The organism is Caballeronia sp. LZ008 (assembly GCF_031451435.1).
GTDB classification, from domain to species: domain Bacteria; phylum Pseudomonadota; class Gammaproteobacteria; order Burkholderiales; family Burkholderiaceae; genus Caballeronia; species Caballeronia zhejiangensis.
This window is the reverse complement of the sequence record NZ_JARUXK010000003.1, coordinates 745738-770412: the sequence shown is the minus strand read 5'-3', so window position 1 is coordinate 770412 and position 24675 is coordinate 745738. Positions and strand designations below refer to the sequence as shown.

The following is a 24675-nucleotide window of genomic DNA, read 5'->3' as shown; positions in this document are numbered from 1 at the left end:
TCGGCCTGCCGGAGCGATGTGGCGATCTCACCAGCCATCTCACGCCGCTCCGATATTCACCGCATTCAAGAGGACTTCGTCATGCTCGACGCCATCAGAAACGCCGCCGTGTGCGCCGGAATCGCCGCGTGTGCGGCCATCGCGCCCGCGCAGGCCGCCGCACCCGCAAGCGCTCACACGAGCGACAACGTCGCGCCGGAATTCGCCGGCATCGACAAGTGGATCAACAGCGAGCCGCTCTCGCTCGCGCAATTGCGCGGCAAGGTCGTGCTCGTCGATTTCTGGACCTTCGCGTGCGGCAATTGCCTCAACACGCTGCCGGCCGTGAAATCGTGGAATCAGAAGTACAAGGACAAAGGACTCGTGGTCGTCGGCGTGCATACGCCCGAGTTTCCGTTCGAGCGCGATACGAACAACGTCAAGCGCGCGATCGAACGCAACGGGATTACGTATCCCGTCGCGCTGGATAACCGCTACGCGACGTGGGCCGCGTACGGCAATCAGTACTGGCCGGCGTTCTATCTGATCGACAAGCACGGGCGCGTGGCCTACACGCATTTCGGCGAAGGCGATTACGCGCAGACCGAAGCCGCGATTGGCAAGCTGCTGGCCGAGCGCTAGGCGGGGTTCTGTATCGCAATGTATCTGCAACGTGCGCGATACAAAACATTGCACAAGACCCGCATCGCCGACACAAGCCAGATACGTGCGGGCCTTCAAATACACACAACGACGGCTCACGAGTGACACCCAAGACCGACACCCGCGATGCCCGATCGCCGTAACTTACTCAACCGACCGAATCATCAGCATTCAAGGAGAAACACCATGAAATCCACGATCGTTGCTTTCGCTCTCGTCGCCGGCGCCATGACCGGTGTTGCTCACGCCGCCGTGAAGAACGTGCCGCTGAACGTGCAGACCCAACAGGCCGTCGCGAACCACGCGTATGCCGGCAAGACGCGCGCCGAAGTGAAGGCCGAGCTGGCACAGGCACAACGCGATGGCGAGATCGCGGCGTTGCGCAGTCTCTATCAAGGCAGCTAATCCATTTCCTGAATCACGCAAACGAGGTTCGAATCATGATCAGGCAATTCGTCACCGCCGCAGTCATCGCCGTCAGCGCCGTCGCCGCCGGTTCCGCCTTCGCCAGCAGCGGCTACGGCCCCGCGCCGCACTACGATCCGCTTGCCGGCGCGCCTTCGTCGCAGCGCGGCGTGAGCGCGCAGACCATCGCCAGCGAAAGCGCCGCCGCGCCGATGCAGGCATACGGCGGCATGAGCGACACGGTTTCGCAATCGGGCGCGCGCGGCGTGGCCACGAACGACGTCGCCCGGCTCTTCGCGCATCACTAAGTCAGTCAACTTTTCGAATCCAAAGAGGAACGCATCATGACCCAGATCGACACCGTCCTGTACACGGGCAAAACGCGCGTCGTCGGAGGCCGCGAAGGCCATGCGAAGAGCACCGACGGCCGTCTCGACGTCAAACTCTCGCCGCCCGGATCGGCCGGCGCGGGCACCAATCCCGAGCAGATGCTCGCGGCGGGCTGGTCGGCGTGTTTCATCGGCGCGATGGGCAAGGCCGCGGCGAAGCTGAAGACGCGCCTGCCGGCCGACACCGCCGTCGATGCGGAAGTGGACCTCGGCATGAACGGCGATGCGTATCTGCTGCGTGCGCGCCTGAACGTGAGCCTGCCGGGAATCGAGCGCGCGGTGGCGCAAGAGATCGCGCAGATGGCGCATCAAACGTGTCCGTACTCGAAGGCGCTGAAGAGCAATATCGATGTGACGATCACGGTGGTCTGACGCGTTCATCCACGCGATGCGGCCCGGTCGACCGGTGCTTGATCGATCAATCGAAAGCACTGGGCCGACACGGGCCGAATCGTTGCGGCTGTCAGCCTCGCGTGTCGATCCATTCGCGCGCCCATCGGCGCGAGAATTCGACCGCCTCGCTTTCCTTCGCGAAATAGTCGAGCGAGTAGAAGCGATACTGCGCATCCGTCGGATGTTCGCTCGAACGCTCGAGCATCAGATTGGCTGAAAACGTCTTGTCGCGGAGCCGATGCGCGGACGCGTGCACCGTATAACCACGGTAGTGATTGAGTGATGTCATTTTAGTTTTAGATGTAAATGCTTTGCGGCCAGATGCCGAAAGCGCAGGAGCGATGCGCGCTGATAACGCGATCGTCGAAAGGCTGTCAGAGCCTGGGAGAGAAAAGGCGGGAAACGGAGGCGGACAACAAGAGCGCGGGAACCGGCGTTGCGGTTCCCGGCGTGATGCGGATCTACAGCGCTACAGCGGCAGATTTACAGCGGCTTGATGTTCGAAGCCTGCATGCCCTTCGGGCCGCGCTTCGTTTCGAAGCTGACCTTCTGACCTTCGGCCAGCGTCTTGAAACCGTCCGAACGAATTTCCGAGAAGTGCGCGAAAAGATCGTCGCCGCCATTATCCGGGCTGATGAAGCCAAAACCCTTGGTGTCGTTAAACCATTTAACCGTACCGGTGTCCATAAAAATCCTGAAATGAATAGATAAGTTGCTCGATCGAGCGGGATGAAGCGGCAAGGAGGGGAATGGACAACGAATACCGGGGAAAATCGGACTATTGATGAGCAGCAATCGACTTCTTGTACTTCAACGACCATTATGCCAATTCCAAGAGAAATGGTCAACTATTCGTTTCGAAGCGAAGGTGAGCGGAACGATTCGTGCATCGCGTGTGCATCTCGTCATCGGGTTGGCACATGCGTTTTCGTCAGAAGAAGACGGCGCTCGACGGCCGCATGTCCGGCGCCGCGCGGCCCGCGCACTCATGGGCGGCGGACGTCGGACCGGGCCTCGTCACGATTGCATCGGATAACGATCCGAGCGGCCTCGCCACCTATACGCTCGCCGGCGCGTGGTACGGATTCGACCTATTGTGGGTGTGCGTGCTCTCGTACCCGTCGACCGTCGCGCTTCAATTGATCGCCGCTCGCGTCGCCGCCATCACGCGACGAGGCCTGACGACGAACATGCGCGAACACTATTCGCGGCTGTTCTTCTACTTTGCGGTCGCGCGTTTCGTGATCGCCAACACGTTCAATATCGCGGTCGATGTTCTCGCCATGGGCATCGCGCTCAGTTCGCTCGTCGGCGGTTCGCTCTTGTGGCTCACGCTTGCTTCGGGATGCGCTTCGCTCGTGTTGCAATGGTGCGTCGCTTATGCGCGATACGCGCGCGTCCTCAAGTGGCTGACGCTCGCGATGTTCGCGTACGTCGGCGTGATCCTGCTCGTCGACGTGCCGTGGCGACTGGTTGCCATCCGCTCGGTGATTCCACGCGTCGAGTGGACGGAGGGCTACATGTCGATGCTGATCGCGGTGCTCGGCACGACCGTCAGCCCTTACTTGATGTTTGCGCAAGCGGAGCAGGAGGTCCGCGACGCACGAGAGAGCGGCGATCGTGGAGAAGCGTTGGAGCGGACGATGCGCGGCGTGCGTCGCGACACGCTCTGGCGAACGGCGTGCTCGAACGCGGTTGCGATCTGCGTGATGATCGCCGCGGCCGCGACGCTCCATCTGCTCGACCATGCATCCGCCGGCGATACGGTCTCGATGTCGCGTGTACTCGAGCCGCTCGCGCACGGTTACGCGCGCCAGGTTCTCGCACTTGCGCTTCTCGGATCGGCCTTGCTGGCGCTGCCGCCGCTCGCGGGCTCGGCGGCTCAGGCCGTAGCCAGTTCGTTCCGCTGGAAACGCGGCGAACGGCGAGACCGGCGGATCGCGTATGTGCTCGTCGCCACGATCGCGCTCGGCACGATCGCAGCAGTGGTCCTCACGCACTATCACGTCGACCCGGTGCGCGCGCTCTACTGGAGCGCGGTGGTCAACGGCATGACCGTGACGCCGGTCCTCGTGCTGCTCGTGCTGCTCAGTTCGAAGCGCGAAGCCGTGGGCGACCTCGCCGCGCATTGGGCGCTTCGCGCGCTGAGTTGGCTCGCCACGATAGCGACCGCGGCGGCGGTGATCGCCCACTTCATACTCGAAGTGCAGTGACGGCATTCGCGTAAATCTCCGCCCCTACCATCCGAAAAAGTCATGCGAAGGGCGTCGCTTAGGGGCATTCCCTAGCGTCGCTTTCGAGCGGTCTCGCGGCAAACGGCGGCCACGCGCGCGCCCGTCGCCTGCAAAGCCGCGCCCGTGCTGGCTCTACGGCATTCACGCTGCGTTCCGTTTTTTTCAGGCATCGAATGCGACGGGCACATGCATTACCAGAAGTATCGAAAAGGGCTCAGAAAATGTCGGTGGATGATCGAAATTGGCCATGTACGCTTCATTCAACGCAAAGAACGCCGGGTTGTTTCCGGCAGCGACAAACTCCTTTTTGAACCTGCTAGGTGGAATGACCCGATGATTCCCAACCTGACGCTCGCACCGAACGAAGTCACGAGCACGGCTTCCGCGCAGTCCGGCACCGTATCGCCGGCGCGTCCTGTCGCGGCATCCACGACCGAGATTCTCACGGTCAAGAACCTTTCGAAGATTTTCGGCGCGAAGCCCGAGCGCGCCCAGGAGCTCTTGAAACAAGGCCTCGGCCGAAACGAAATCTTCGCGCAGACAGGCAATATGGTCGCCGTCGACGATGTCAGCCTTGCCGTCAACGCGGGCGAGATCTTCGTCATCATGGGCCTCTCCGGTTCCGGAAAATCGACGCTCGTGCGTCTGCTCAATCGCCTGATCGAGCCGACTTCGGGGCAAGTGATTCTCGAAGGCCGCGACATCGCGCCGATGAGCACGCCCGAACTGCGCGCCGTGCGCCGCGAAAAAATGGCGATGGTGTTCCAGTCTTTCGCGCTGCTGCCGAACCGCTCGGTCATCGACAACATTGCTTACGGGCTCGAAGTCGCGGGCAAGAAAAAATCGGAACGTTATGACATCGCACGCGCCGCATTGACGCGCGTCGGTCTCGCTTCTTACGAGAAGCTGCTGCCGAGCGAGTTGTCGGGCGGCATGCAGCAGCGCGTGGGTCTCGCGCGCGCGCTGGCGGTGAATCCCTCGGTGCTCTTGATGGACGAAGCGTTTTCCGCGCTCGATCCGCTCATCCGCTTCGAAATGCAGAACGAGTTGTTGCGTTTGCAGAAGGAAGAGCGGCGCACGATCGTCTTCATTTCGCACGACATCGAGGAAGCGGTGAAGATCGGCGGGCGCATCGGCATCATGAAGGACGGCCGTCTGATCCAGGTGGGCACGCCGGCAGAACTCATCCAGTCACCCGCCGACGCCTACGTGCGCGATTTCTTCCGCAACGTCGACGTGTCGCGCTTCCTCGAAGCATCGAGCCTGATGACGAAGGTCGAGCGCGGTCTCATCGCGTGCAATACCAGCGCGCCTTCCGAGCGCTATCTGAACAGCCTCATCGACAGCGGCGCGGAGTGCGGATACGTCTGCGATGAAGCAGGGCGCTATCAGGGTTGCGTGACGCCTGCATCGCTGCACAAGAGCGGCAACCGGCCGATCAGCGATGCATTGCTTCGCGATGTCGCGGCGGTTCCGCTGACAGCCGATCTGCATCAGCTCGCATCCATTGCACTGGGGCAGGAGCACGACGTGCCGGTCACGGATGAACAAGGCAGGCTCGCGGGCGTGGTGTCCTGCCGCACGATTCTCAAGCAGGTCATGGAGCGGAGAGCAGCATGAATTCCTCGATTTTTGGACGATTCGCCGAAGACGCGGTCAACTTCCTTTTCTCGCACTTTCGCGGCGGCTTCGATGCCTTCTCGGCTGCTCTTGGCGCGGTCATCAAGCTCCTCGAAGACGGTCTCGGCGCGGTGCCGTTCATCGCGATGCTCGCGATCCTCATGGCGCTCGCGCTGTGGAGAAAGGGCGTCGTGTTCGCGGTGTTCGTCGGCGCGGCGCTCTATGTCATCAACTACATGGGCCTGTGGGCGCAGACGGTATCGACGCTCGCGCTCGTTGTCGCGGCGACGTTCTTCAGTCTCGTGATCGGCGTGCCGCTCGGCATCTGGGGCGCGCGCAACAGGCGTGTCGAAGTCGTGCTGCGTTCGCTGCTCGACTTCATGCAGACGATGCCCGCGTTCGTGTATCTCATTCCCGCGGTCATTCTCTTCGGCCTCGGCCGCGTGCCCGCGGTGATCGCCACGATCGTGTTCGCGATGCCGCCCGTCGTTCGATTGACGACGCTCGGCATCCGCCAGGTGCGCGAGGAATTGCTCGAAGCCGGCCGCTCGTTCGGCAGCACCGATGCGCAACTGCTCTGGAAAATTCAGTTGCCCAACGCGCTGCCTTCGATCATGGCGGGCGTGAACCAGACCATCATGATGGCGCTGTCGATGGTGGTGGTCGCTTCGATGATCGGCGCGGGCGGCCTTGGCGAGTACGTGCTGAGCGGCATTCAGCGGCTCGATATCGGCATCGGTTTCGAGGGCGGTCTCGGCGTGGTGCTGCTCGCGATCATTCTCGATCGCCTGACGGAAAGCTTCGGCGTGAAAGCGAAGAAAAAGAAGAAGGTCATCTCCACGCCGGCGAAGCCCGCCGCGGCGCAAGCGAACGCGCAGACCTGAGCGATACGAGCATCGATTACTCAACCACAATGCTATGAAAGATACGGAGTCCGTAATGAAAAACAACCTGATCAAATCCTTGATCGTCAAGATAGTGACGCCGGCCATTGTGGCGTTCGGGGTCGGCGCGAGCCCGGTGATGTCCGCCGAGCCGATCAAAGTGGCGGTCACGAACTGGGCCGACGTGCTCGCGGTCGCCAATGTCGCGAAGTACGTGCTGGAGACGAAGCTTCAGCAGCCGGTGCAATTCGTTCAGGCGGATATCGGCATCCAGTATCAGGGCGTATCGCGCGGCGATCTCGACATCATGGTCGGCGGCTGGCTGCCGGTGACGCACGGTCAGTATGTCGCGCGCTACAAGGACACGCTCGACGACGTCGGCATCATCTATACGGGCGGCAAGAACGGCTGGGCGGTGCCCGCGTATGTGCCCGAGTCGCAGGTTTCTTCGATCGAGGATCTGAAGAAGCCTGAAGTGCAGAAGCAGCTCAACGGCGTGATCCAGGGCATCGAGCCGGGTGGCGGTCTCATGCAGGCGTCGGAGAAAACCATCAAGGCGTATGACCTGTCGGGCTACAAGCTGCAATCGGCGAGCGAGGCCGGCATGCTCGCGGCAATCCAGCGCGCATACGGATCGAAGCAATGGATCGTCGCGACCGTTTGGAGCCCGCACTGGTTGTTCCAGAAGTGGCAGATGCGCTATCTGAAGGACCCGAAGGGCACGCTCGGCGGCGAAGAGCAGGTCCATGCATTCGCCTCGAAGCAGTTCGCGGGCAAGTTCCCCCGCGCAGACGTGTTCTTCAAGCATTTCAAGCTGACGCTCGCGGACGTGGAATCGATCGAATTCGAAGGCAATTCGACCAACGACTACGCGACGGCCGCGAAGAAATTCGTCGACGCGCATCCGGACAAGGTCAAGGCGTGGCTGACACAGTGAAGGCGTACTGCAGGACGCTTGCAAAGCGCACGTTCGACGTGCGCCGCGCATGACTTCGCACGATCCATCCATCAGAGAGACAAACATGAGCTTCGAAGGCGTACATACACCGCTCGTCACCCCGTTCAAGGCCGACGGCGAAATCGATCACGACATGCTCGGCAAGCATGCTCAGAGTCTCGTTGGCCGCGTTACGGGCATGGGCGTCGGCGGCACGACCGGCGAATACTATGCGCTCAGTTTCGAAGAGCGTGTGAAGACGCTCGAGACGGTAGCGTCGGCCGTCGGCGGCAAGACCTATCTCACCGCCGGCATCAACGCGACGACGACGAAGGAAGTCGTGCGTCTCGGTAACGAAGCGAAGCGCGCGGGCTACGACGCATTGCTGGTCGCGGCGCCTTACTACGTGCAGCCGACGCAAGACGAGCTGCTCGATCACTTGCTGAAGGTCGACGACGCGCTCGACATGCCGATCATGCTCTACAACTTTCCGGCGCGCACCGGCACGGCCATTGGCGACGAAGTGCTCGACAAGCTGCTGCAACGCCCGAACTTCGCCGCGATGAAAGAGAGCACGGGCGACATCGCGCATCTGCATCATCTGGCCACGCAACTGCCGGAGCGCTTCGTTCTCAGTTGCGGCATGGACGATCAGGCGCTCGAATTCTTCGCATGGGGCGCGCGTAGCTGGGTCGCGGGCGCGTCGAACTTTCTGCCGGAAGCGCATACGGATTTGCTCGAAGCATGCGTTAAACGCGGGGATTTCAGCACCGGCCGCAAGCTGATGACGCAGTTGCTTCCGGTGCTCGAATTGCTGGAGCGCAGCGGCAAGTTCATCCAGTACGTGCGCTATGGCTGCGAGCTCGCGGGCACGAAAGTCGGCATCGCGCGTGCGCCGCTCGGCACGTTGAACGACAAAGAACGCAGCGCCTTCGCGAGGCTCGTTCAACCCTTGCTGCGCCACGCTCAGTAACGCGATACGTGAATGGCCTCGAAACTGGATTTCATGCGGCTTCCCGCACCTGATGGCGTCAACGGATGGTGGGAAAGCCTGCCGCCCGCCGCGCCCGCGAACCGCGTGACGGGCGAGCTACGCTTCGACTACGTAGTGGTGGGCGGCGGCATCACCGGTTTGTGCGCGGCGCGGCGGCTCGCCGAGCTTGCGCCGGATGCATCGATCGCGCTCGTCGAGGCCGATCGCATCGGGCGCTCGACGGCGGGCCGCAATTCCGGCTTCTTCGTCGATCTGCCGCACGACATCAGCAGCGAAAGCTATTCGCGCAGTGTCGAGGCAGACAAGGCGGACGTGCGCTTGCAACGGCACGGCATCGGCTATGTGCGCGATACGGTGAAGCGGCACGGCATCGATTGCGACTGGCGCGACGACGGCAAGTATCACGCGTCGGTCAACAAGAAAGGCCACACGGCGCTGACGCATTTCGCGGACGGACTCGCGCGTATCGACGAGCCGTGCGAATGGCTGGACCAAGCCGCGATCGCGAAGGTGACGGGCACGCGCTTCTATCAAAGCGCGCTCTTCACGCCGGGATGCAGCACGGTTCAGCCGGCGGCACTCATGCGCGGTCTCGCGGCCACGCAGCCGTCGAACGTGACGGTCTTGGAACTGAGCGCGGTGAAGAACATGGAAGCGCGCGGCCAGACGAAGCTGCTGACGTTCGCGAACGGCAGCATCGAAGCGAAGCGCGTCGTGCTCTGCACCAACGCGTATGCGGCGACGTTCGGCGGCCATCCGAATGGCTTGCTGCCGGTCTACACGTTCGCGTCGATGTCGCGCGTGATGACCGACGATGAAATCGCGCGGCTCGGCGGAACGGATTCATGGGCGCTCATTCCCGCGGACCCGATGGGTACGACCGTGCGACGTCTCGCGACCAACCGTATTTGCGTACGCAACCATTTCGCGTTCCGGCCGAATCTGTCGGTCTCGGAACATGATCTGACGAAGGCGAAGCATCTGCATCGACGTTCGTTCGATCGACGTTTTCCGATGCTCGAGGATGTCGAGCTGCAATACACGTGGGGCGGCGCGTTGTGCCTCTCGGCGAACAATGGCGCGCTCTTCGGCCAGCGCGACGACGGCGTGTACGAAGCAGTCGGCTGCAACGGACTTGGTTTGAGCCGCGGATCGGCGGCGGGCAAGCTCATCGCCGAACATGTGCTCGGGCGCTCGAACGAGCTGATCGATCAACTGCTGAAACAACCGCATCCGCGTTCTCTGCCGATGCGGCCCATCGCGGACGTGGCGGTATCGGCGGCAATCTGGATGAAGGAATTCTCGGCGGGCGCCGAGCTTTGAATCTTTGAGGACATGACATGACGACGCATCAGGAATGGAAACGTCAGGCCGAACATCTGTCGCTCGATGGCCGCGCGTTCATCGCGGGCGCACGCTGCAACGCGGCATCGAATGAAACGTTCGATACGTTGAATCCGTCGACGGGCAAGGTGCTCGCGCAGATCGCCAGGTGCGAAGCGAAGGACGTCGATCGCGCGGTCGTCGCGGCGCGCGAGGCGTTCGAATCGGGCGTGTGGTCGAAGGCCGGGCCATCGCAGAGAAAGGCCGTCTTGCAGCGTCTCGCGCAACTCATCGACGACAACGCCGAAGAACTCGCGCTGCTCGAAGCGCTCGAAGCAGGCAAGCCGATCAGCGAATGCATGGGTCTCGACATTCCGGAATCGGCGGCGTGCATTCGCTGGCATGCCGAGGTCACGGACAAGCGTTACGACGCGCTGTCGCCATCGGGGGCGAGCGTCGTGAGCATGATCACGCGCGAGCCGATTGGCGTCGTCGGTGCGGTGCTGCCGTGGAATTTCCCCGCGCTGATGCTCGCGTGGAAGATCGGGCCGGCGCTGTCCGTGGGCAATAGCGTCATCGTGAAGCCCGCGGAGCAGACGTCGCTATCGACGCTGCGTATTGCCGATCTCGCGCTCGAAGCCGGCGTCCCGCCCGGCGTGTTCAGCGTGGTGACGGGCTTCGGCGAAAGCGCGGGGCAGGCGCTCGGCACGCACGCCGATGTCGATCTCATCGCGTTCACGGGTTCCACTGAAACGGGCAAGCGCTTCCTGCGCTATTCCGCCGAAACGAACATGAAGCGCGTCGTGCTCGAATGCGGCGGCAAGAATCCGCAAGTCGTGTTGCCCGATGTCGCCAATCTCGATGCCGTCGCGGAGCAGGCCGTCGCCGCCGCGTTCTGGAACATGGGCGAGAACTGCAGCGCGGGATCGCGCATTCTGGTGCATTCGAGCCACAAGGCCGAACTGCTGCAAAAGATGCAGGCCGTGCTCGAAGGCTGGAAGACGGGCGATCCGCTCGATCCCGATGTCAAGCTCGGCTCGCTCATCGAGGAAGCGCATTACCGCAAGGTGCTCGGCCACATCGAGAAGGCGAAGGCAGAAGGCGCGCGCGTCGCTTGCGGCGGCAACGCGACGCTCGCGGAAACGGGCGGCTGGTTCGTCGAGCCGACCATCTTCGATAACGTCACGCCGGACATGAGCATCGCGCGCGACGAGGTCTTCGGCCCGGTCGTGTGCTTTATCGAATATGCTGACGTCGACGAGGCCGTGCGGATCGCAAACGATACGTGCTACGGACTCGCGGCTTCGCTGTGGACCGACAACGTGAACCAGGCGCACAAAGTGGCGGCGCGCATCCGCGCGGGCACCGTGACCGTCAACTGCTTCGGCGAGGGCGATCTGTCGACGCCGTTCGGCGGCTTCAAGCAGTCCGGTTTCGGCGGACGCGACAAGTCGGTCTACGCGCACGACCAATATTGCGAGCTGAAGACGACCTGGCTGAAGCTCGACTGATTATCGGACGAGGCAACATGCGTATTGGCTTTATCGGCACGGGCACGATCACGGAGGCGGTCGTGACCGGCATGATTCGTTTCGATGTTCCCTTCGAGCGGGTCGCGCTGTCTCCGCGCAACGCGCAGACCGCCGCGCGTCTTGCGAAACTCGACGCGCGCATCGAGGTTTGCGTCAGCAATCAGGGCGTGCTCGATGCATCGGATGTCGTGTGTCTCGCGGTCTTGCCGCAAATCGCGGCAGACGTGCTGGGCGAACTCACGTTCGATGCGCGGCATCACGTCATCAGCTTCATCGCGGCCAAGTCGCTCGATGAGATGCGCGCCCTCGTGCGCCGCGCGGCCAAGGTCGTGCGCGCGATTCCGCTACCCGCTGTTGCGTCGGGCAAGGGCAGCACGGCGCTCTGTCCGCGCGATGACATCGCACGCGCGCTCTTCGCGCCGCTCGGCGAAGCGGTCGAAGTGGACGACGAACACCAGTTCAATGCGTTATCGGCCGCCACCGCGACGATGGCGGCGTTTTTCGCGTTGCTCGAAGAGCAGGCGTCGTGGCTCGCGCGGCAAGGCGTGCCGTATGCGTCCGCGCGTTCGTTTTTGTCGGGCTATCATGTGGGCCTCGCTCATGAAACGACGCTCGATACGCAACCCTTCTCGTCGATGATCGGGCGTGTCAGCACGCCAGGCGGCCTCAACGAGCAGCTCAATCGCGAACTGTCGGAGCGGGGCACCTACGCGCACTACTCGAAGGCGCTCGACGCGATCATGCGCCGCGTGCAAGGGCGCGAGTGAACACGAAGAACAAGCGCTGATCGCGAGCCCTCGAAGGTGAGTCACATGCAGAAGAAACAGCAGTTCGCGGACAGGCTTCTCGCCAAGATGCCGTCGCTGCGCGCGCTTCGGTGCTTCGTCACCGCGGCGCGTTACGAGAGCTTCACGCAAGCCGCCGAAGTGCTGTGCGTCACGCAGGCGGCCGTCAGCCGGCAGATCAAGGAGCTGGAGGACACGCTGGAGGTCGCGCTCTTCGAGCGCACCGGCAGGCACATCGCGCTGACCGACGCCGGCCGCATTCTCTACAACGCGTCGTATCTGTCGATCATGAACATCGCGGAGGCGGCGCAGGCGGTGCGGCGCGTCGACCGGCATGCGCTCACGCTCTGCATTTCTCATACGTTTTCGGCGCTCTGGCTCTCGTTCCGATTACCCGCGTTTCGCCAGCGTTTTCCGAACATCCGCCTGCATGTGATGGTGACCGAGCACTTCATGGAGCTCGACGATCTGATGGAGCCGGATGTCATCATCACGAAGAATCCGCCGCGCGAAGCGGAGTACGAAGTCGAGCCGCTTTTTCACGACATCGTTTATCCGGTATGTAGCGTTCCGTTTTTCGAGCGCTATTTTCATGGCCGTGCGCTGAAGCCGCTCGATCTGCTCGCGCATCCGACGCTGAGCCTGTCGCTGCTCGGGCGCGCCCAGGTGTGCGAGCACGTCGACTGGCGCGTGTGGAAAAACTGGTATCAGCAAGGCGACGGTTCCGAGCGGCTCGATCAGCACGACGATTTCGAAAGCAACGACTATCGCCTGCTTGTGGCTCAGGCCGAAGCGGGCGAGGGCACCTTGCTCGGCTGGCATCACCTCGTGCATCGTCAGGTGGAGCAGAAAAAGCTGGTGCGTCCCGTCGACGATGCGCTCGTGTTCCACGATCGTCATCACTACATCATCACGCATCGCAACGCGAAAGCACGCCCGGAATACATTCAGTTTCGCCAATGGCTCGACGAGGAAATCGGCACGATGATGCAGGGATGGCCCGCCGCCGAATCGAAGGCCGTTCTATGAGCGCCGCATGAAACCGGCAACCGAAAAAACGAAGGGTTATCGGCGGCTCATTCCGTCGGTGACGGCGCTGGTGGAGTTCGAGGCCGTCGCGCGGCTCGGCAGCTTCACGCTCGCGGCGCATGAACTGGGCGTTACGCAGGCCGCCGTGAGCCGGCAGGTGCGCTTTCTCGAAGAGACGCTCGGCACGCGGCTATTTCGCCGTCTGCATCGCGCGATCGAACTGACCGACGAAGGCGAGGCGCTGTATCGCGTCGTCGCGGAATCGATGCAGAAGATCGCGAGCGTGTTCGATCGCCTCGCGCGCGGGCCCGTTCAGCAGGAACTCGTGCTCGCGGCGACATCCGCGTTTTCGCATTTTCGACTGCTGCCGCGGCTTGCGTCGCTCAAGGCGTTGCAGCCCGACCTGCAGCTGCGGCTGTCGACGCAGATGTTCACGGCCGACTTGCGGCACAAGGAAATCGACGTCGCCGTGCGCTTCGGCAACGGGCTGTGGCCGGACGGCACGGCGACTTTGCTGTTCGACGAGGAGGTGTTTCCGGTCTGCGCGCCTTCATGGCTCGGAAAGCAGCCCGCGCCCGCGACGCTCGACGAACTGGCTGGCGCGGTGCTCGTCGAGTCGGATTCGACGACCGAAGGCTGGATGGGCTGGGAAGAGTGGTTCCACGCGCTCGGATGCCGGCCGATGCGCCTGAACTTCGCGCTGCGTTGCAGCCTCTATAGCGATGCGATTCAGGCCGCGCGCTACGGCCAGGGCGTCGCGCTCGGATGGGGCCGGCTCGTTCAGGATTTTATCGAGAGCGGGGATCTCGTCAGGCTGGAAGTGGCATCGTTCAGGCCGACCGATTCGTACTTCGCCGTGGTGCCGCATGGCCGCGCTTTCACGCCTGCCATCGGCGGTCTGATCGAATGGCTGCGCGACGGCGCGCTCGCATAAACCAAAGTCATGCGACACCGAAAATAAAGCGCATTGACGCTATTTTTCAGCGATCCAATACTTGGAATATGGCGGGACCATTCGAAGTCCCGATACCCTGAACGTTGGAGAGCGACGATGTCCGAAGTGCAAATGAAGACGCATGGCGAACTGATCCGCAGCCGCGAGCCCGGGCATGGCTTGCCCGGCGAGCTGTTCGGACGGCAGGACGTGTTCGAGACGGACGTCGAGGTCTTCTTCCAGAAGCACTGGATTCTGGTCGGCGTGACGGCCGACGTGCCCGAGCCGGGCGATGTGTCGACCGTCGATATCGGCCGTGCTTCGATCATCATCGTTCGGGATGACGACGAGAACATCCGCACTTATCGGAACGTCTGCCGGCATCGCGGCGCGCGCCTGAAGGAACCGGGGAAATCGACCGTCGGCATGCTGGTCTGCCCGTATCACCAATGGACTTACGATCTCGACGGCAGCCTGCGCCACGCCGCGCACATGGGCAAGGATTTCGACGCGAAGTGCCGCAGTTTGTTGCCGGTGCATACGCGGATCGTCGGGACACATATTTTCGTGTGCCTCGCCGACGAGCCGCCGGCGGACATCGCGAAGCTCGAAGACACGATGGCGCCGCGCTTCGCGCCCTACGACCTCACGAACACGAAGATCGCGTTCGAATCGGAGATCATCGAGAACGGCAACTGGAAGCTCGTGATCGAGAACAATCGCGAGTGCTATCACTGCGCCGCGACGCATCCGGAACTCACTGCCTCGTTTTTGCCGGAAGATTTCGGTTTCTGTCCGGAGAATCTCAGCGAAGAATCGCTGCTCGAAATCGAAGCCTATAAAAAACGGAACGCGGCGTGTCAGGCGAGTTGGGAGAACGACGGCTTCACGAGCGCGACCGTCGAATGGCTGGACGAAGATGCGGTCACGCAATTCCGGACGCAACAACTCGTGATCGCGGGCTACGGCGAGTCGCAGACGATCAGCACGAAGGTCGCGAGCCAGAAGCTGCTCGGCAATCTGCAGCGCCGCGATCTCGGCGACACGCATCTCTGGACGCACAACTCATGGACGCACGTCATGAGCGACCATGCGGTGATTTCGTACATCATCCCGCTCGCGCCGGATAAAACGCTCGTGCGTTCGAAATGGCTCGTGCACGCGGATGCCGTCGAAGGCGTCGATTATCAGCTTCAGGATCTGACGGAAGTGTGGGTCGCGACGAACGCGCAGGACAAGCATCTCGTCGAAATCACGCACGAAGGCACGCAGGATCCGGCGTATCGGCCAGCGGTGTTCTCGCCGTTCACGGAAAGCTACGTGGAGCAGTTTTCGCGCTGGTATTCGGCGCGCCTGAGCGCGCACGGCGTTTGAACATCAGTGATCCGTGACGAAGGTCGGGTGGCGCGTGCGGATCTCGTCCACCTGACTGAGCGTGCCGGAAAGATGCTTGCGCAACGCGGCATCGGCGGCATCGGCATCGCCTTTTTCGATGGCATCGACGATTTCCGTGTGGTCGCGCACCACGGCCATCGTCTTGCCTTCGACCGGCAGATGCAGCCGCCGCAACCGGTCGATATGCCCGCTGAGTCTGCGCACGAGATCCCACAACTGCGGCACGCCCGCGGCTTCATACATCTGCCGATGAAACGCCTGATCGAGCGCTGAGAACTGCTCGACGTCCTGCGGCTCCATCCATTCCATCTGTTCCGCGATCGTCGCGCGCAGCCGCGCGATCAGCGACGCCTTATGCTCCCGCGCGAGCGTGCGCACGATTTCCAGTTCGATCGAGCGACGCAGAAAGTGCGCCTGCATCGCCGATGCCACGCTGATCTGGCTTACGACCGTCGCGTGCTGCGGAAAAATATCGACCAGTCCTTCTTCGCCGAGCTTCATCAGCGCGTCGCGCACCGGCGTCTGGCTCAGGCCGTAGCGCGTCGCGAGTTCGGTGCGCGACAGCACCGTGCCCGGTTCCAGTTCGAGCGACAGGATCATGTCGCGCAGCCGCTCGAACACCTGCGGCGCGGCATGACGAGAACGGTCCAGGCGATGCACGGAAGCGGAATTATTCATTTCGGATTGAAAGGAAGGCGACTGAAACATTAGTACTATAGCCGCGCCCATGCCCGATGAGTAAGCCGTTGGCGGGTCGGCGTTTACCCGACTGACACATTAATATATTAGTGCTTTACCATTCGGCCATTCCATTAATTTTCGGAACGCCCGACATGACCCGCGATATCGCCATCACCCAGATTCGAATCACGCCGATCGCATTCCGCGATGGTCCGTTGCTCAACGCCGCGGGCATCCACGAACCGTGGGCGTTGCGCGCGATCGTCGAACTGGAGACGAGCGACGGACGCGTCGGCATCTCGGAGACTTACGGCGACGAGCCGATGCTGCGGGTGCTCGATCAGGCGAAGGAGCTCGTCATCGGCCTGTCTCCTTTCGATCTGAATGTGATGGAAGAACGCGTGCGCGCGACGATCACCGCGACGCCCGGCGCGGTCGAATTCGAACTCGCGCCCGGCTCGCACGCCGCGAAAAACGCGCCCAAGGTCATCAGCACGCTCGAAGTGGCGATGCTCGATCTGCAAGGCCAGATCGTCGGCGCGCCGGTCGTGGACTTGCTCGGCGGCAAGGTGCGCGACGCCGTGCCCTACAGCGCGTATCTGTTTTTCAAGTACGCCGAGCACATCGACAAGCCGTATGCGCCCGATGCGTGGGGCGAGGGCATCAGCCCGGAGCAGATCGTCGCGCAGGCGCAGCGCATGATCGACCTCTACGGTTTCCAGAGCATCAAGCTGAAGGGCGGCGTGTTCGAGCCGGCGCATGAAATTGCGTGCATGCAGGCGCTCGCGAAGGCGTTCCCGGGCATGCCGCTGCGTCTCGATCCGAACGCGAACTGGACGCTCGAAACCAGCATCGAGGCCGCGCCGCAGCTCGATGAAATTCTCGAATACTACGAGGATCCGTGCCCCGGCCTCGAAGGCATGGCCGAACTGCAGAAGCACACGAAACTGCCGCTCGCGACCAACATGGTCATCACGACGATGGACGACTTCCGCCGCGGCTGCAACATGGGCTCGATCAAGGTGCTGCTTTCGGATCATCACTACTGGGGCGGCCTGCGCGCCACGCAGACACTCGCGCGCATGGCGAAGCTCTGGGGCTTCGGCATGTCGATGCATTCGAACTCGCACCTCGGCATCAGCCTCATGGCGATGACGCATGTCGCCGCGAGTGTGCCGAACCTCACCTACGCATGCGACACGCATTACCCGTGGCAGGAAGAGGAAGTCATCAAGGGCGGCCGCGTGAAGTTCGATAACGGCGCGGTGCGCGTGCCGACGACGCCCGGTCTCGGTGTCGAGCTCGATCGCGAGAAGCTCGCCGAATTGCACGAGCAGTACAAGACGTGCGGCGTGCGCAATCGCGACGACCTTTCGCAGATGCGCAGATATCAGCCGGAATTCTCAGGCAAGAATCCGCGCTTCTGAGCCATAGAACAACAACACAAGGCATTCAAGGAGACACCCTCATGAGCAGTTCCAGCGCGCTGTCGAGCGCCGTTCGCAAGATCAAGTGGCATGTGCTGCCGCTTTTCGTCGTGATGTTCATCGTCAATTACATCGACCGGGTGAACATCGGATTCGTGCGTCAGCATTTGAGCGCGGACCTCGGCATCGGCGCGGCCGCTTATGGCCTCGGCGCGGGTCTGTTCTTCGTGAGCTATGCCGTGTTCGAAGTGCCGTCGAACATGCTGATGCAGCGCTTCGGCGCGAAAGCGTGGCTCACGCGCATCATGATTACGTGGGGACTCGCGGCCGTGGGCATGGCCTTCGTGCAGGGCGAGACCTCGTTCTATGCGATGCGTCTCTTGCTCGGCGCGGCCGAAGCGGGCTTCTTTCCGGGCGTCGTGTTCTATTTCACGCAATGGCTGCCGCGCGATGAACGCGGCAAGGCGATGGCCGTCTTCCTGAGCGGTTCCGCGCTCGCTTCCGTGTTCTCCGGCCCGATCTCGGGCGGGCTGATGCTGATCGAAGGCGCGGGCCTGCGCGGCTGGCAGTGGATGTTCATCATCGAAGGCATGGCGTCGGTCGTGCTCGCCGGCTTCGTCTGGTTCTGGCTCGATTCGAAGCCGCGCGATGCAAAGTGGCTCACGCGCGCCGAGCAGGACGCGATCGTCACGGAGATCGAAGACGAGCAGCGCCGCCGCGACGCCGCGCATGTGAAGACGCCGTCGTCGTGGAGCCTGATGCGCGATCCGCAGATCCTGATCTTCTGCCTGATCTATTTCTCGGTGTCGCTGACGATCTATGGCGCGACGTTCTGGCTGCCGAGCATCATCCGCAAGATGGGGCACCTGAACGATTTCCAGGTCGGATTGTTCAACTCGATTCCGTGGCTCATTTCCATCGTCGCGATGTATCTGTTCGCGGCGCTCGCGGCGCGCTTCAAGTTTCAGCAGGCATGGGTCGCGTGCGTGTTGCTCATCGCGGCCGCCGGCATGTACGCAGCGGGCCAGGGCAGTCCGGTGTTCTCGTTCGTTGCAATCTGCTTTGCCGCTATCGGGTTCAAGGCTGCATCGTCGCTGTTCTGGCCGATTCCGCAAGGCTATCTCGATGCGCGCATCGCCGCGCCCGTGCTTGCGCTGATCAATTCGATCGGCAATCTGGGCGGCTTCGTCGCGCCGGCCACCTTCGGATTTCTCGAGCAAAAGACGGGTTCGATTCAGGGCGGCCTGACAGGCCTCGCCGTGATGTCGATTCTCGCTGCGGGCGTCGTGTTCCTCGCTCGCATGACGCCTCGCGAAGGGCGCGACGTCGCGGCGCTGCGGCCGGGCGTGCAGAAGTAAGGGAGGCATACAAACTGCTGGCCGTCTTCGATCGGTACATCGATCGGAGACGACAATGGCGACGAATCAGCGCCACAGACTGGGCGAATGGCTCCCGCGCGAAGAGCAGGCGATCGCGCGCTTTCGCGAGACATTCGCCGAGTACGCCCGGCAGCGCGCGGGCAGAACGAAACGCAACAGCGTCATCGAAGAGATGGCGGCTTTCATCCACGACGATCCGGTCGTGCGCATGGACTTCACGCGCGCGATCCGTCAGGCGCATGAAGCCGGATTCAAGCTCGGTTATGCGAGCATCGACGAATTCATCGTATTGCTCGATGCGATGCTGACGTACGCGCCGCCGTTCAGCGAATCGAGCCTGATCCATTGCCCCATCAACGCATTGCTAGACTGGCCGATGGTCATGCCGTCGGGCTATGCGCTCTTTCGCGATCCCGCATTCAACGCGCATCTGAAGCGCGTGCTGAACGTGTGGTCCGGCTTTCTCAGCGGACCGTATTCGCGCACGCATCTGAACACCGACGCGCCCGATGGCTGGTTCAGCAAAGAGGCCGATAGCAAGATCGGACTGCACCAGTTTCTCTGCGATCCGCATAAGCCGTATTGGGGCTTCGCGTCGTGGAATCATTTCTTCACGCGCGAATTCAAGCCTGGCGCGCGGCCTGTTGCAGAGCCGGATAACGCCAAGATCATCGTCAGTGCGTGCGAGGCTTCGCCCTATAACGTCCAGGACGATGTGCAACTGGAAGACTCGTTCTGGATCAAGTCGCAGCCTTATTCGCTGATGGACATGTTCACGGCGAAAGAAGCGGAACTCGCGAAGCGATTCGTCGGTGGCACGGTGTATCAGGCCTTTCTAAGCGCGTTTTTCTATCATCGCTGGCATGCGCCGATGAGCGGCACGATCGTGAAGGCATATCTCGTCGACGGCACCTACTTCTCGGATGCCGACTCGGAAGGCGAAGATCCCGGCAGCCTCAACGATTCGCAAGGCTATATCACTGCGGTCGCGGCGCGCGCGGTCATCGTCATCGATTGCGACGATCCGGACATCGGCGAGGTTGCGTGCGTGTTCGTCGGCATGGCGGAAGTGTCGTCATGCATGATCGAGGCGTTGCCGGGCCAACGCGTGCGCAAGGGCGAAGAGCTCGGCTACTTCCAATACGGAGGTTCCACGTATTGCCTCGTCTTCAGGCCGGGCGTGATCGAAAGCTTCGAGCGCCAGAAGCCATTCGATGACGATGCGCCGCCCGTGCAGGTCAACGCGCATCTTTGCACGGCGCGCTGAATTGCGGCCAAGGAACTGCGTTGGCTTAAGCAATTAGAAAGGAACGGCAATTGCTCGCGCATCAGGCAAATACATGCAGATAAACGCACAACGCGCGAGGCAAAGACATGGCCGAATCAGACAATGCCGTTCGCAAGAACGACGCTTATCCCTATTCGTCGGGCGGTTGGGGTTCGCTCAAAGCCGTCACCGGCGCGCTCGTTCACGAGAAGGTGCCGCTCAAGGCGAGCACCGTGCTCATGAAGCAGAACAAGCCCGAAGGCTTCGCGTGCGTGAGCTGTTCGTGGGCCAAGCCCGCCGATCCGCACACCTTCGAGTTCTGTGAAAGCGGCGCGAAAGCAACCGCATGGGATCTGACGGCGAAGCGCATGACGCCGCAGTTCTTCGAGCTTCATACGGTGACGCAGCTATGCGCGTGGCATGACCACGATCTCGAGGACGCGGGACGTCTCACCGCGCCGCTGCGTTACGACGCGGCCACCGACAAGTACGTGAGCGTCTCGTGGCAGGAAGCCTTCGAGGACATCGGCCGCGAACTGCGCGCGCTCGATCCGAAAAGCGTCGTGTTCTATGCATCGGGCAGAGCATCGCTGGAAACGTCGTACATGTATCAGCTTTTCGCGCGCATGTACGGCACCAACAATCTGCCCGACAGTTCGAACATGTGCCATGAAAGCACGAGCGTCGGACTGAAGGAAGCGATCGGCGTGGGCGTCGGCACCGTCAGGCTCGAGGACTTCGAGAAGACCGACCTCATGTTCTTCCTCGGACAGAACGTCGGGACCAACAGCCCGCGCATGCTGCATCAGCTGCAGGAAGCAAGAAAGCGCGGCGTGCCGATCATCACGTTCAATCCGCTGCGCGAGCCGGGACTGCTGAAGTTCGCCAACCCGCAGTCGCCCGTCGAGATGATGACGCCCGCGCATACGCTCATCAGCACGCAATATCATCAGCTGAAAACGGGCGGCGATACCGCTGCGTTGCTCGGCATCTGCAAGGCCGTCATTCACGCCGACGACCGCGCGAAGGAAGCGAACGAACCGCGCGTGCTCGATGTCGATTTCATCGAAACGCATACCGTGGGCTTCGAAGCCTTCGCGAATTACGTGCGCGCTGCATCGTGGGACGATATCGAGCGCGTGGCGGGACTGCCGCGCGCTGACATGGAAGCCGCCGCCGACGAATACATGCGCGCGAACGCAGTGATGGCCCACTACGGCATGGGCATCACGCAGCACAGGCAGGGCGTGCAGAACGTACGCATGCTGTGCAATCTGCTCTTTCTGCGCGGCAATGTGGGCAAGCCGGGCGCGGGACCGTCGCCGGTGCGCGGGCATTCGAACGTGCAGGGGCAGCGCACTGTCGGCATCACCGAGAAGCCGGAGCTCGCGCCGCTCGACAAGCTCGCGAGCCAGTTCGGTTTCGAGCCGCCGCGCGAGAAGGGCATGAATATCGTCGAAGCGTTCGAAGCCATGCTCGATGGCAAGGTCAGCGCGGTCATCAATCTTGGCGGCAACCTCGTGCGTTCGGTGCCCGACCGCATGCGCATCGAACCGGCGTGGCGCGGTCTGAAGCTCACCGTCAATGTCGCGACAAAGCTCAATCGCAGTCATCTCGTGCATGGCGAGAAGTCGTACATTCTGCCGTGTCTGAGCCGCATCGAGATCGATACGCAAGCGAGCGGCGCGCAGGCTGTCACGATGGAAGACAGCACCGGCTGCATTCACGGTTCGCGCGGCGTCGCGGAGCCCGCGTCGCCGGATGCGCGCTCGGAGCCGTATATCGTCGCGGAACTGGCGAAGCATACGCTCGGCGAGCGATCGACCATCGACTGGGATCGCTGGCGCAACGACTATGCGCTGGTACGCGATGAAATCGCGAAGACGTATCCCGAGAGCTTTCACGACTTCAACGAAAGAATGTGGACACCCGGCGGTTTTCCTCGCGCTCTGCCCGCGCGCGAACGCAAGTGGCAGACGAAGAGCGGCAGGGCGGAATTCTTCGTGCCGGAAACGCTCGGCGAAGACCCGGACATGCCCGAACGCGAACCCGATTCGCTGCGCCTCATGACGCTGCGCAGCGACAGTCAGTTCAACACGACGATCTATAGCCACGACGATCGCTTTCGCGGCGTCAAGGGCGATCGCATGGTGATCTTCATGTGCGAAGCCGACATGGCGCGACACGGCCTCAAGAAAGATGACCGCATCACGCTGCGCACCATTGCCGACGATGGTTTCGATCGGCGTGTGGCGGGCCTGCGCATACATCCGTATGACATACCGGAAGGATGCATCGCGGGTTATTACCCCGAGTGCAATCCGTTGCTCCCGCTATGGCATTGCGCGAAGGAAAGCAAGGTGCCGGGCGCGAAGTCGATTCCGGTGTTCATCGTCGAAGTCAACGGCGCGCCGCGCGAACACTGAATCATGCAGATCGACGGATGCGGCGCGCGGAAGCGGGCCGCAAGCAATGCGCGATCGCAAGCGCGCCAAGGGACATCACGGCGAGCGATGCGAGCGGAAACGTTCCGAACGTATTCGCCGCAATCGCAGACGGACGACTCTGTGCGACGAGTTGCATGCGGCGCTTTGTCATGCGCGCACCAAGTTCCGACAACTGCGAAGCGAGCGCGCGTTCGGCAGTGGGCAGCAAGACGGTTTCCTCATCGGCGACGTGATGCATCACTTCACGCATGAGCTGCATGAAACGCGCGTCGTAGGCGGCGTCCTGCGGACCCATCGCGCGCAGCTTCGCGATGTCTTCGCCCATCTGGTCGTGCTCGGGCTTGCTTTTGGCGAGACGCTCGTCGCCTGCCATTGCCTCGCTCAACGCGGGATAAAAGATTTCTTCCTCCAGTTGCGCGTGAATTTCAAGTGCAGTACACGCAAGCTCGACGATCGCGCGCTTTCTCCACCACGATGTCTCCGCGTGATAGCGATGAAACGCCGCCATGACATGCGTGTGATCCATGCGGATCATCGTCGTGATGGAAGGGGAACAGGAAGGCATATCCACGGTGACTCCTTGGCGGCTTTGCAGCTCTGCTGTGGTGGTGGGGAAAGACGCGTTATCGTGCTCGCTCCGGCACGACATGCGATCAGCAAGCGTTATTCCGCATCGCATGCGCGGCGGTAGCGGCACGGGACTTGCATCGTTCGTGAACTCACTTCTGAAGGAGGGGCCATGAGTATTTTTTCCAATATCCTGAACAAGATCTTCCACCACGACAGCGCACCGGCGAGCACCGGCACGGGCACGGCTGCGGGTCAGGCCGCAGCGCCGGCCGGAGGCGCTGCCGCCGCGCCGACGACGTCCACCGCCGCGTCCACGCCCGCACAACCGGCCGCACAAGCCGCCGCGCCGATGCAGGAAGTGGACGTCGAGGCCGTGCTGACGAAGATGCAGGCGAATCACGGCGAGCAGCTCAACTGGCGCACGTCGATCGTCGATCTGATGAAGCTGCTCGGGCTGGACAGCAGCCTGTCCGCGCGGAAGGAACTGGCTGCGGAACTGCACTACTCGGGCAACACGGAAGATTCCGCTGCAATGAATATCTGGCTTCATAAGCAGGTCATGCAGAAGCTCGCGGAAAACGGCGGCAAGGTGCCCGACGAACTCAAGTAAGCAACGCTTTTCATCAGACGGAAGACGCGCGCGATGGCAGGTCGAAGCGTGCGTCGTCCGCCAGACGGTCGAAACAACAAGAAAAAAACGATACGGACGACGCATTTCCGGGAAGGCACGACGCGTCCATCGAAAGGCACGGTAGCTCGAACCTTTCTTTTGCAGTATGCAGGGGAGAAACATGAACGACAGAGACCAGATTTCCGACGCGGCGCCGCTGGACACGGTGCCCAACACGTCCAGCCCGGCCTATGCGAACGCACATCCCGTCACTCGCGCGTTCGATGCTTTCGCAAGCGCAGTCACGAGATGGGCCGGCTCGCCGGTCGCGTTCGGGCTGGCGGTCATTTGCATCGTGGTCTGGCTGATATCCGGACCGCTATTCAAGTTTTCGGACGGGTGGCAACTCGTCATCAACACGGGCACGACCATCATCACTTTTCTGATGGTGTTCCTGATTCAGCAGAGCGCGAACAAGGACAGCGTGGCGATGCATCTGAAGCTCAACGAGTTGCTCGCGTCGCATCGCACGGCGAGCAATCAGCTGATCGGTATCGAAGATGCAACGGAGGAAGAACTGCGCAAGCTGGCCGCCGCTTATTTGCAACTCGCATCGGAAAAGCAGGGCGGCGAAGCTCCGGCGCGGACCGACGACGGCGCGGCCGCCGACATCGCGCGGCGTCTCGCGCGCGCTCACGCCAAGACCGCGGCCAAGCGGACACGATGAAGTCGCGTTGCGCTGGCATGCACACTGCTGTTGGTCATCCGTAACACTCCGTTTCGACAAAAACTCGCCGG

The 24675-nt window shown here is 62.1% G+C and carries 25 protein-coding genes; 21 read left to right on the top strand and 4 right to left on the bottom strand.

All coding sequences use genetic code 11. The features are described 5' to 3' along the window. Nucleotides 1-81 precede the first annotated feature (81 nt). From QCE49_RS22510 to QCE49_RS22495, 4 genes are all read left to right on the top strand, one after another. Entirely contained in the window at nt 82-621 is a 540-nt protein-coding gene (locus QCE49_RS22510) for a thioredoxin family protein (RefSeq protein ID WP_008348264.1), read from the top strand. Nucleotides 622-828: 207 nt separating this feature from the next. Further along, nucleotides 829-1047 carry a DUF4148 domain-containing protein gene (locus tag QCE49_RS22505; RefSeq protein WP_250436639.1) on the top strand — a complete coding sequence of 73 codons (219 nt, stop codon included), beginning with the start codon at nt 829-831 and terminating at the stop codon, nt 1045-1047. Between the two features lie 35 nt (nt 1048-1082). Beyond that, nucleotides 1083-1355 (top strand): hypothetical protein, encoded by a 273-nt coding sequence (locus QCE49_RS22500; protein WP_250457366.1) that lies wholly within the window; start codon nt 1083-1085, stop codon nt 1353-1355. Between the two features lie 36 nt (nt 1356-1391). Further along, nucleotides 1392-1808, top strand: coding sequence for an organic hydroperoxide resistance protein (locus QCE49_RS22495; protein ID WP_008348258.1), 417 nt, complete (start codon nt 1392-1394; stop codon nt 1806-1808). Nucleotides 1809-1899: 91 nt separating this feature from the next. Here QCE49_RS22495 and QCE49_RS22490 read toward each other — a convergent pair whose 3' ends face one another. Next, nucleotides 1900-2118 (bottom strand): hypothetical protein, encoded by a 219-nt coding sequence (locus tag QCE49_RS22490; protein WP_008348256.1) that lies wholly within the window; start codon nt 2116-2118, stop codon nt 1900-1902. A 194-nt stretch (nt 2119-2312) separates the two neighbouring features. After that, on the bottom strand, nt 2313-2516 hold the full coding sequence (locus tag QCE49_RS22485; protein WP_008348254.1) for a cold-shock protein: 204 nt from the start codon (nt 2514-2516) through the stop codon (nt 2313-2315). 233 nt (nt 2517-2749) lie between these two features. Here QCE49_RS22485 and QCE49_RS22480 point away from each other — a divergent pair, with 233 nt between their 5' ends. The 11 genes from QCE49_RS22480 to QCE49_RS22430 all read left to right on the top strand — a co-directional run bounded on the left by QCE49_RS22480 (nt 2750) and on the right by QCE49_RS22430 (nt 15475). After that, entirely contained in the window at nt 2750-4042 is a 1293-nt protein-coding gene (locus QCE49_RS22480) for an NRAMP family divalent metal transporter (protein WP_250457368.1), read from the top strand. 354 nt (nt 4043-4396) lie between these two features. Continuing rightward, a complete protein-coding gene (locus tag QCE49_RS22475; protein WP_008348251.1) occupies nt 4397-5683 on the top strand; it encodes a glycine betaine/L-proline ABC transporter ATP-binding protein in 1287 nt (428 codons plus the stop codon). After that, nucleotides 5680-6567: a proline/glycine betaine ABC transporter permease gene (locus tag QCE49_RS22470; RefSeq protein ID WP_250457370.1), complete on the top strand. Its 888-nt coding sequence runs from the start codon at nt 5680-5682 to the stop codon at nt 6565-6567. The genes QCE49_RS22475 and QCE49_RS22470 overlap by 4 nt, the downstream gene beginning before the upstream one ends. A 55-nt stretch (nt 6568-6622) precedes the next feature. Beyond that, nucleotides 6623-7504, top strand: coding sequence for a glycine betaine ABC transporter substrate-binding protein (locus tag QCE49_RS22465; protein ID WP_250457371.1), 882 nt, complete (start codon nt 6623-6625; stop codon nt 7502-7504). 85 nt (nt 7505-7589) lie between these two features. Beyond that, nucleotides 7590-8477 (top strand): dihydrodipicolinate synthase family protein, encoded by an 888-nt coding sequence (locus QCE49_RS22460; protein WP_250457372.1) that lies wholly within the window; start codon nt 7590-7592, stop codon nt 8475-8477. 12 nt (nt 8478-8489) lie between these two features. Further along, a complete protein-coding gene (locus QCE49_RS22455) occupies nt 8490-9821 on the top strand; it encodes an FAD-binding oxidoreductase (protein ID WP_250457373.1) in 1332 nt (443 codons plus the stop codon). A gap of 17 nt (nt 9822-9838) precedes the next feature. After that, a complete protein-coding gene (locus QCE49_RS22450; protein WP_250457374.1) occupies nt 9839-11332 on the top strand; it encodes an aldehyde dehydrogenase in 1494 nt (497 codons plus the stop codon). Nucleotides 11333-11349: 17 nt separating this feature from the next. Next, on the top strand, nt 11350-12120 hold the full coding sequence (locus QCE49_RS22445; RefSeq protein ID WP_008348239.1) for a pyrroline-5-carboxylate reductase: 771 nt from the start codon (nt 11350-11352) through the stop codon (nt 12118-12120). Nucleotides 12121-12165: 45 nt separating this feature from the next. Continuing rightward, nucleotides 12166-13167: a LysR family transcriptional regulator gene (locus QCE49_RS22440; protein ID WP_250457375.1), complete on the top strand. Its 1002-nt coding sequence runs from the start codon at nt 12166-12168 to the stop codon at nt 13165-13167. A 7-nt stretch (nt 13168-13174) separates the two neighbouring features. Next, complete coding sequence (locus QCE49_RS22435; RefSeq protein WP_250457377.1) at nt 13175-14101, top strand: LysR substrate-binding domain-containing protein; 927 nt, start codon at nt 13175-13177, stop codon at nt 14099-14101. 117 nt (nt 14102-14218) lie between these two features. Next, nucleotides 14219-15475, top strand: a complete 1257-nt coding sequence (locus tag QCE49_RS22430) for an SRPBCC family protein (RefSeq protein ID WP_008348234.1) — start codon at nt 14219-14221, stop codon at nt 15473-15475. A gap of 3 nt (nt 15476-15478) precedes the next feature. Here QCE49_RS22430 and QCE49_RS22425 read toward each other — a convergent pair whose 3' ends face one another. Further along, nucleotides 15479-16174 (bottom strand): GntR family transcriptional regulator, encoded by a 696-nt coding sequence (locus QCE49_RS22425; RefSeq protein WP_033536277.1) that lies wholly within the window; start codon nt 16172-16174, stop codon nt 15479-15481. A gap of 155 nt (nt 16175-16329) precedes the next feature. Between QCE49_RS22425 and QCE49_RS22420 the strand changes: the two genes are divergently transcribed. The 4 genes from QCE49_RS22420 to QCE49_RS22405 all read left to right on the top strand — a co-directional run bounded on the left by QCE49_RS22420 (nt 16330) and on the right by QCE49_RS22405 (nt 22676). Beyond that, nucleotides 16330-17604 (top strand): glucarate dehydratase family protein, encoded by a 1275-nt coding sequence (locus tag QCE49_RS22420; protein ID WP_250436617.1) that lies wholly within the window; start codon nt 16330-16332, stop codon nt 17602-17604. A gap of 41 nt (nt 17605-17645) precedes the next feature. Next, entirely contained in the window at nt 17646-18962 is a 1317-nt protein-coding gene (locus tag QCE49_RS22415) for an MFS transporter (RefSeq protein ID WP_250436614.1), read from the top strand. A gap of 55 nt (nt 18963-19017) precedes the next feature. After that, nucleotides 19018-20250, top strand: coding sequence for a phosphatidylserine decarboxylase family protein (locus QCE49_RS22410; protein ID WP_250457384.1), 1233 nt, complete (start codon nt 19018-19020; stop codon nt 20248-20250). 107 nt (nt 20251-20357) lie between these two features. Beyond that, entirely contained in the window at nt 20358-22676 is a 2319-nt protein-coding gene (locus QCE49_RS22405; protein WP_250457385.1) for an FdhF/YdeP family oxidoreductase, read from the top strand. Nucleotide 22677: 1 nt separating this feature from the next. Here QCE49_RS22405 and QCE49_RS22400 read toward each other — a convergent pair whose 3' ends face one another. Beyond that, nucleotides 22678-23262, bottom strand: a complete 585-nt coding sequence (locus QCE49_RS22400) for a hemerythrin domain-containing protein (RefSeq protein WP_250457386.1) — start codon at nt 23260-23262, stop codon at nt 22678-22680. A gap of 174 nt (nt 23263-23436) precedes the next feature. On the opposite strand from QCE49_RS22400, the gene QCE49_RS22395 reads away from it, so the two are divergent. Both QCE49_RS22395 and QCE49_RS22390 read left to right on the top strand, forming a co-directional pair. Further along, entirely contained in the window at nt 23437-23877 is a 441-nt protein-coding gene (locus QCE49_RS22395) for a DUF3597 domain-containing protein (RefSeq protein WP_034470889.1), read from the top strand. Nucleotides 23878-24058: 181 nt separating this feature from the next. Next, nucleotides 24059-24604 (top strand): low affinity iron permease family protein, encoded by a 546-nt coding sequence (locus QCE49_RS22390; RefSeq protein ID WP_008348216.1) that lies wholly within the window; start codon nt 24059-24061, stop codon nt 24602-24604. Nucleotides 24605-24675 lie beyond the last annotated feature (71 nt).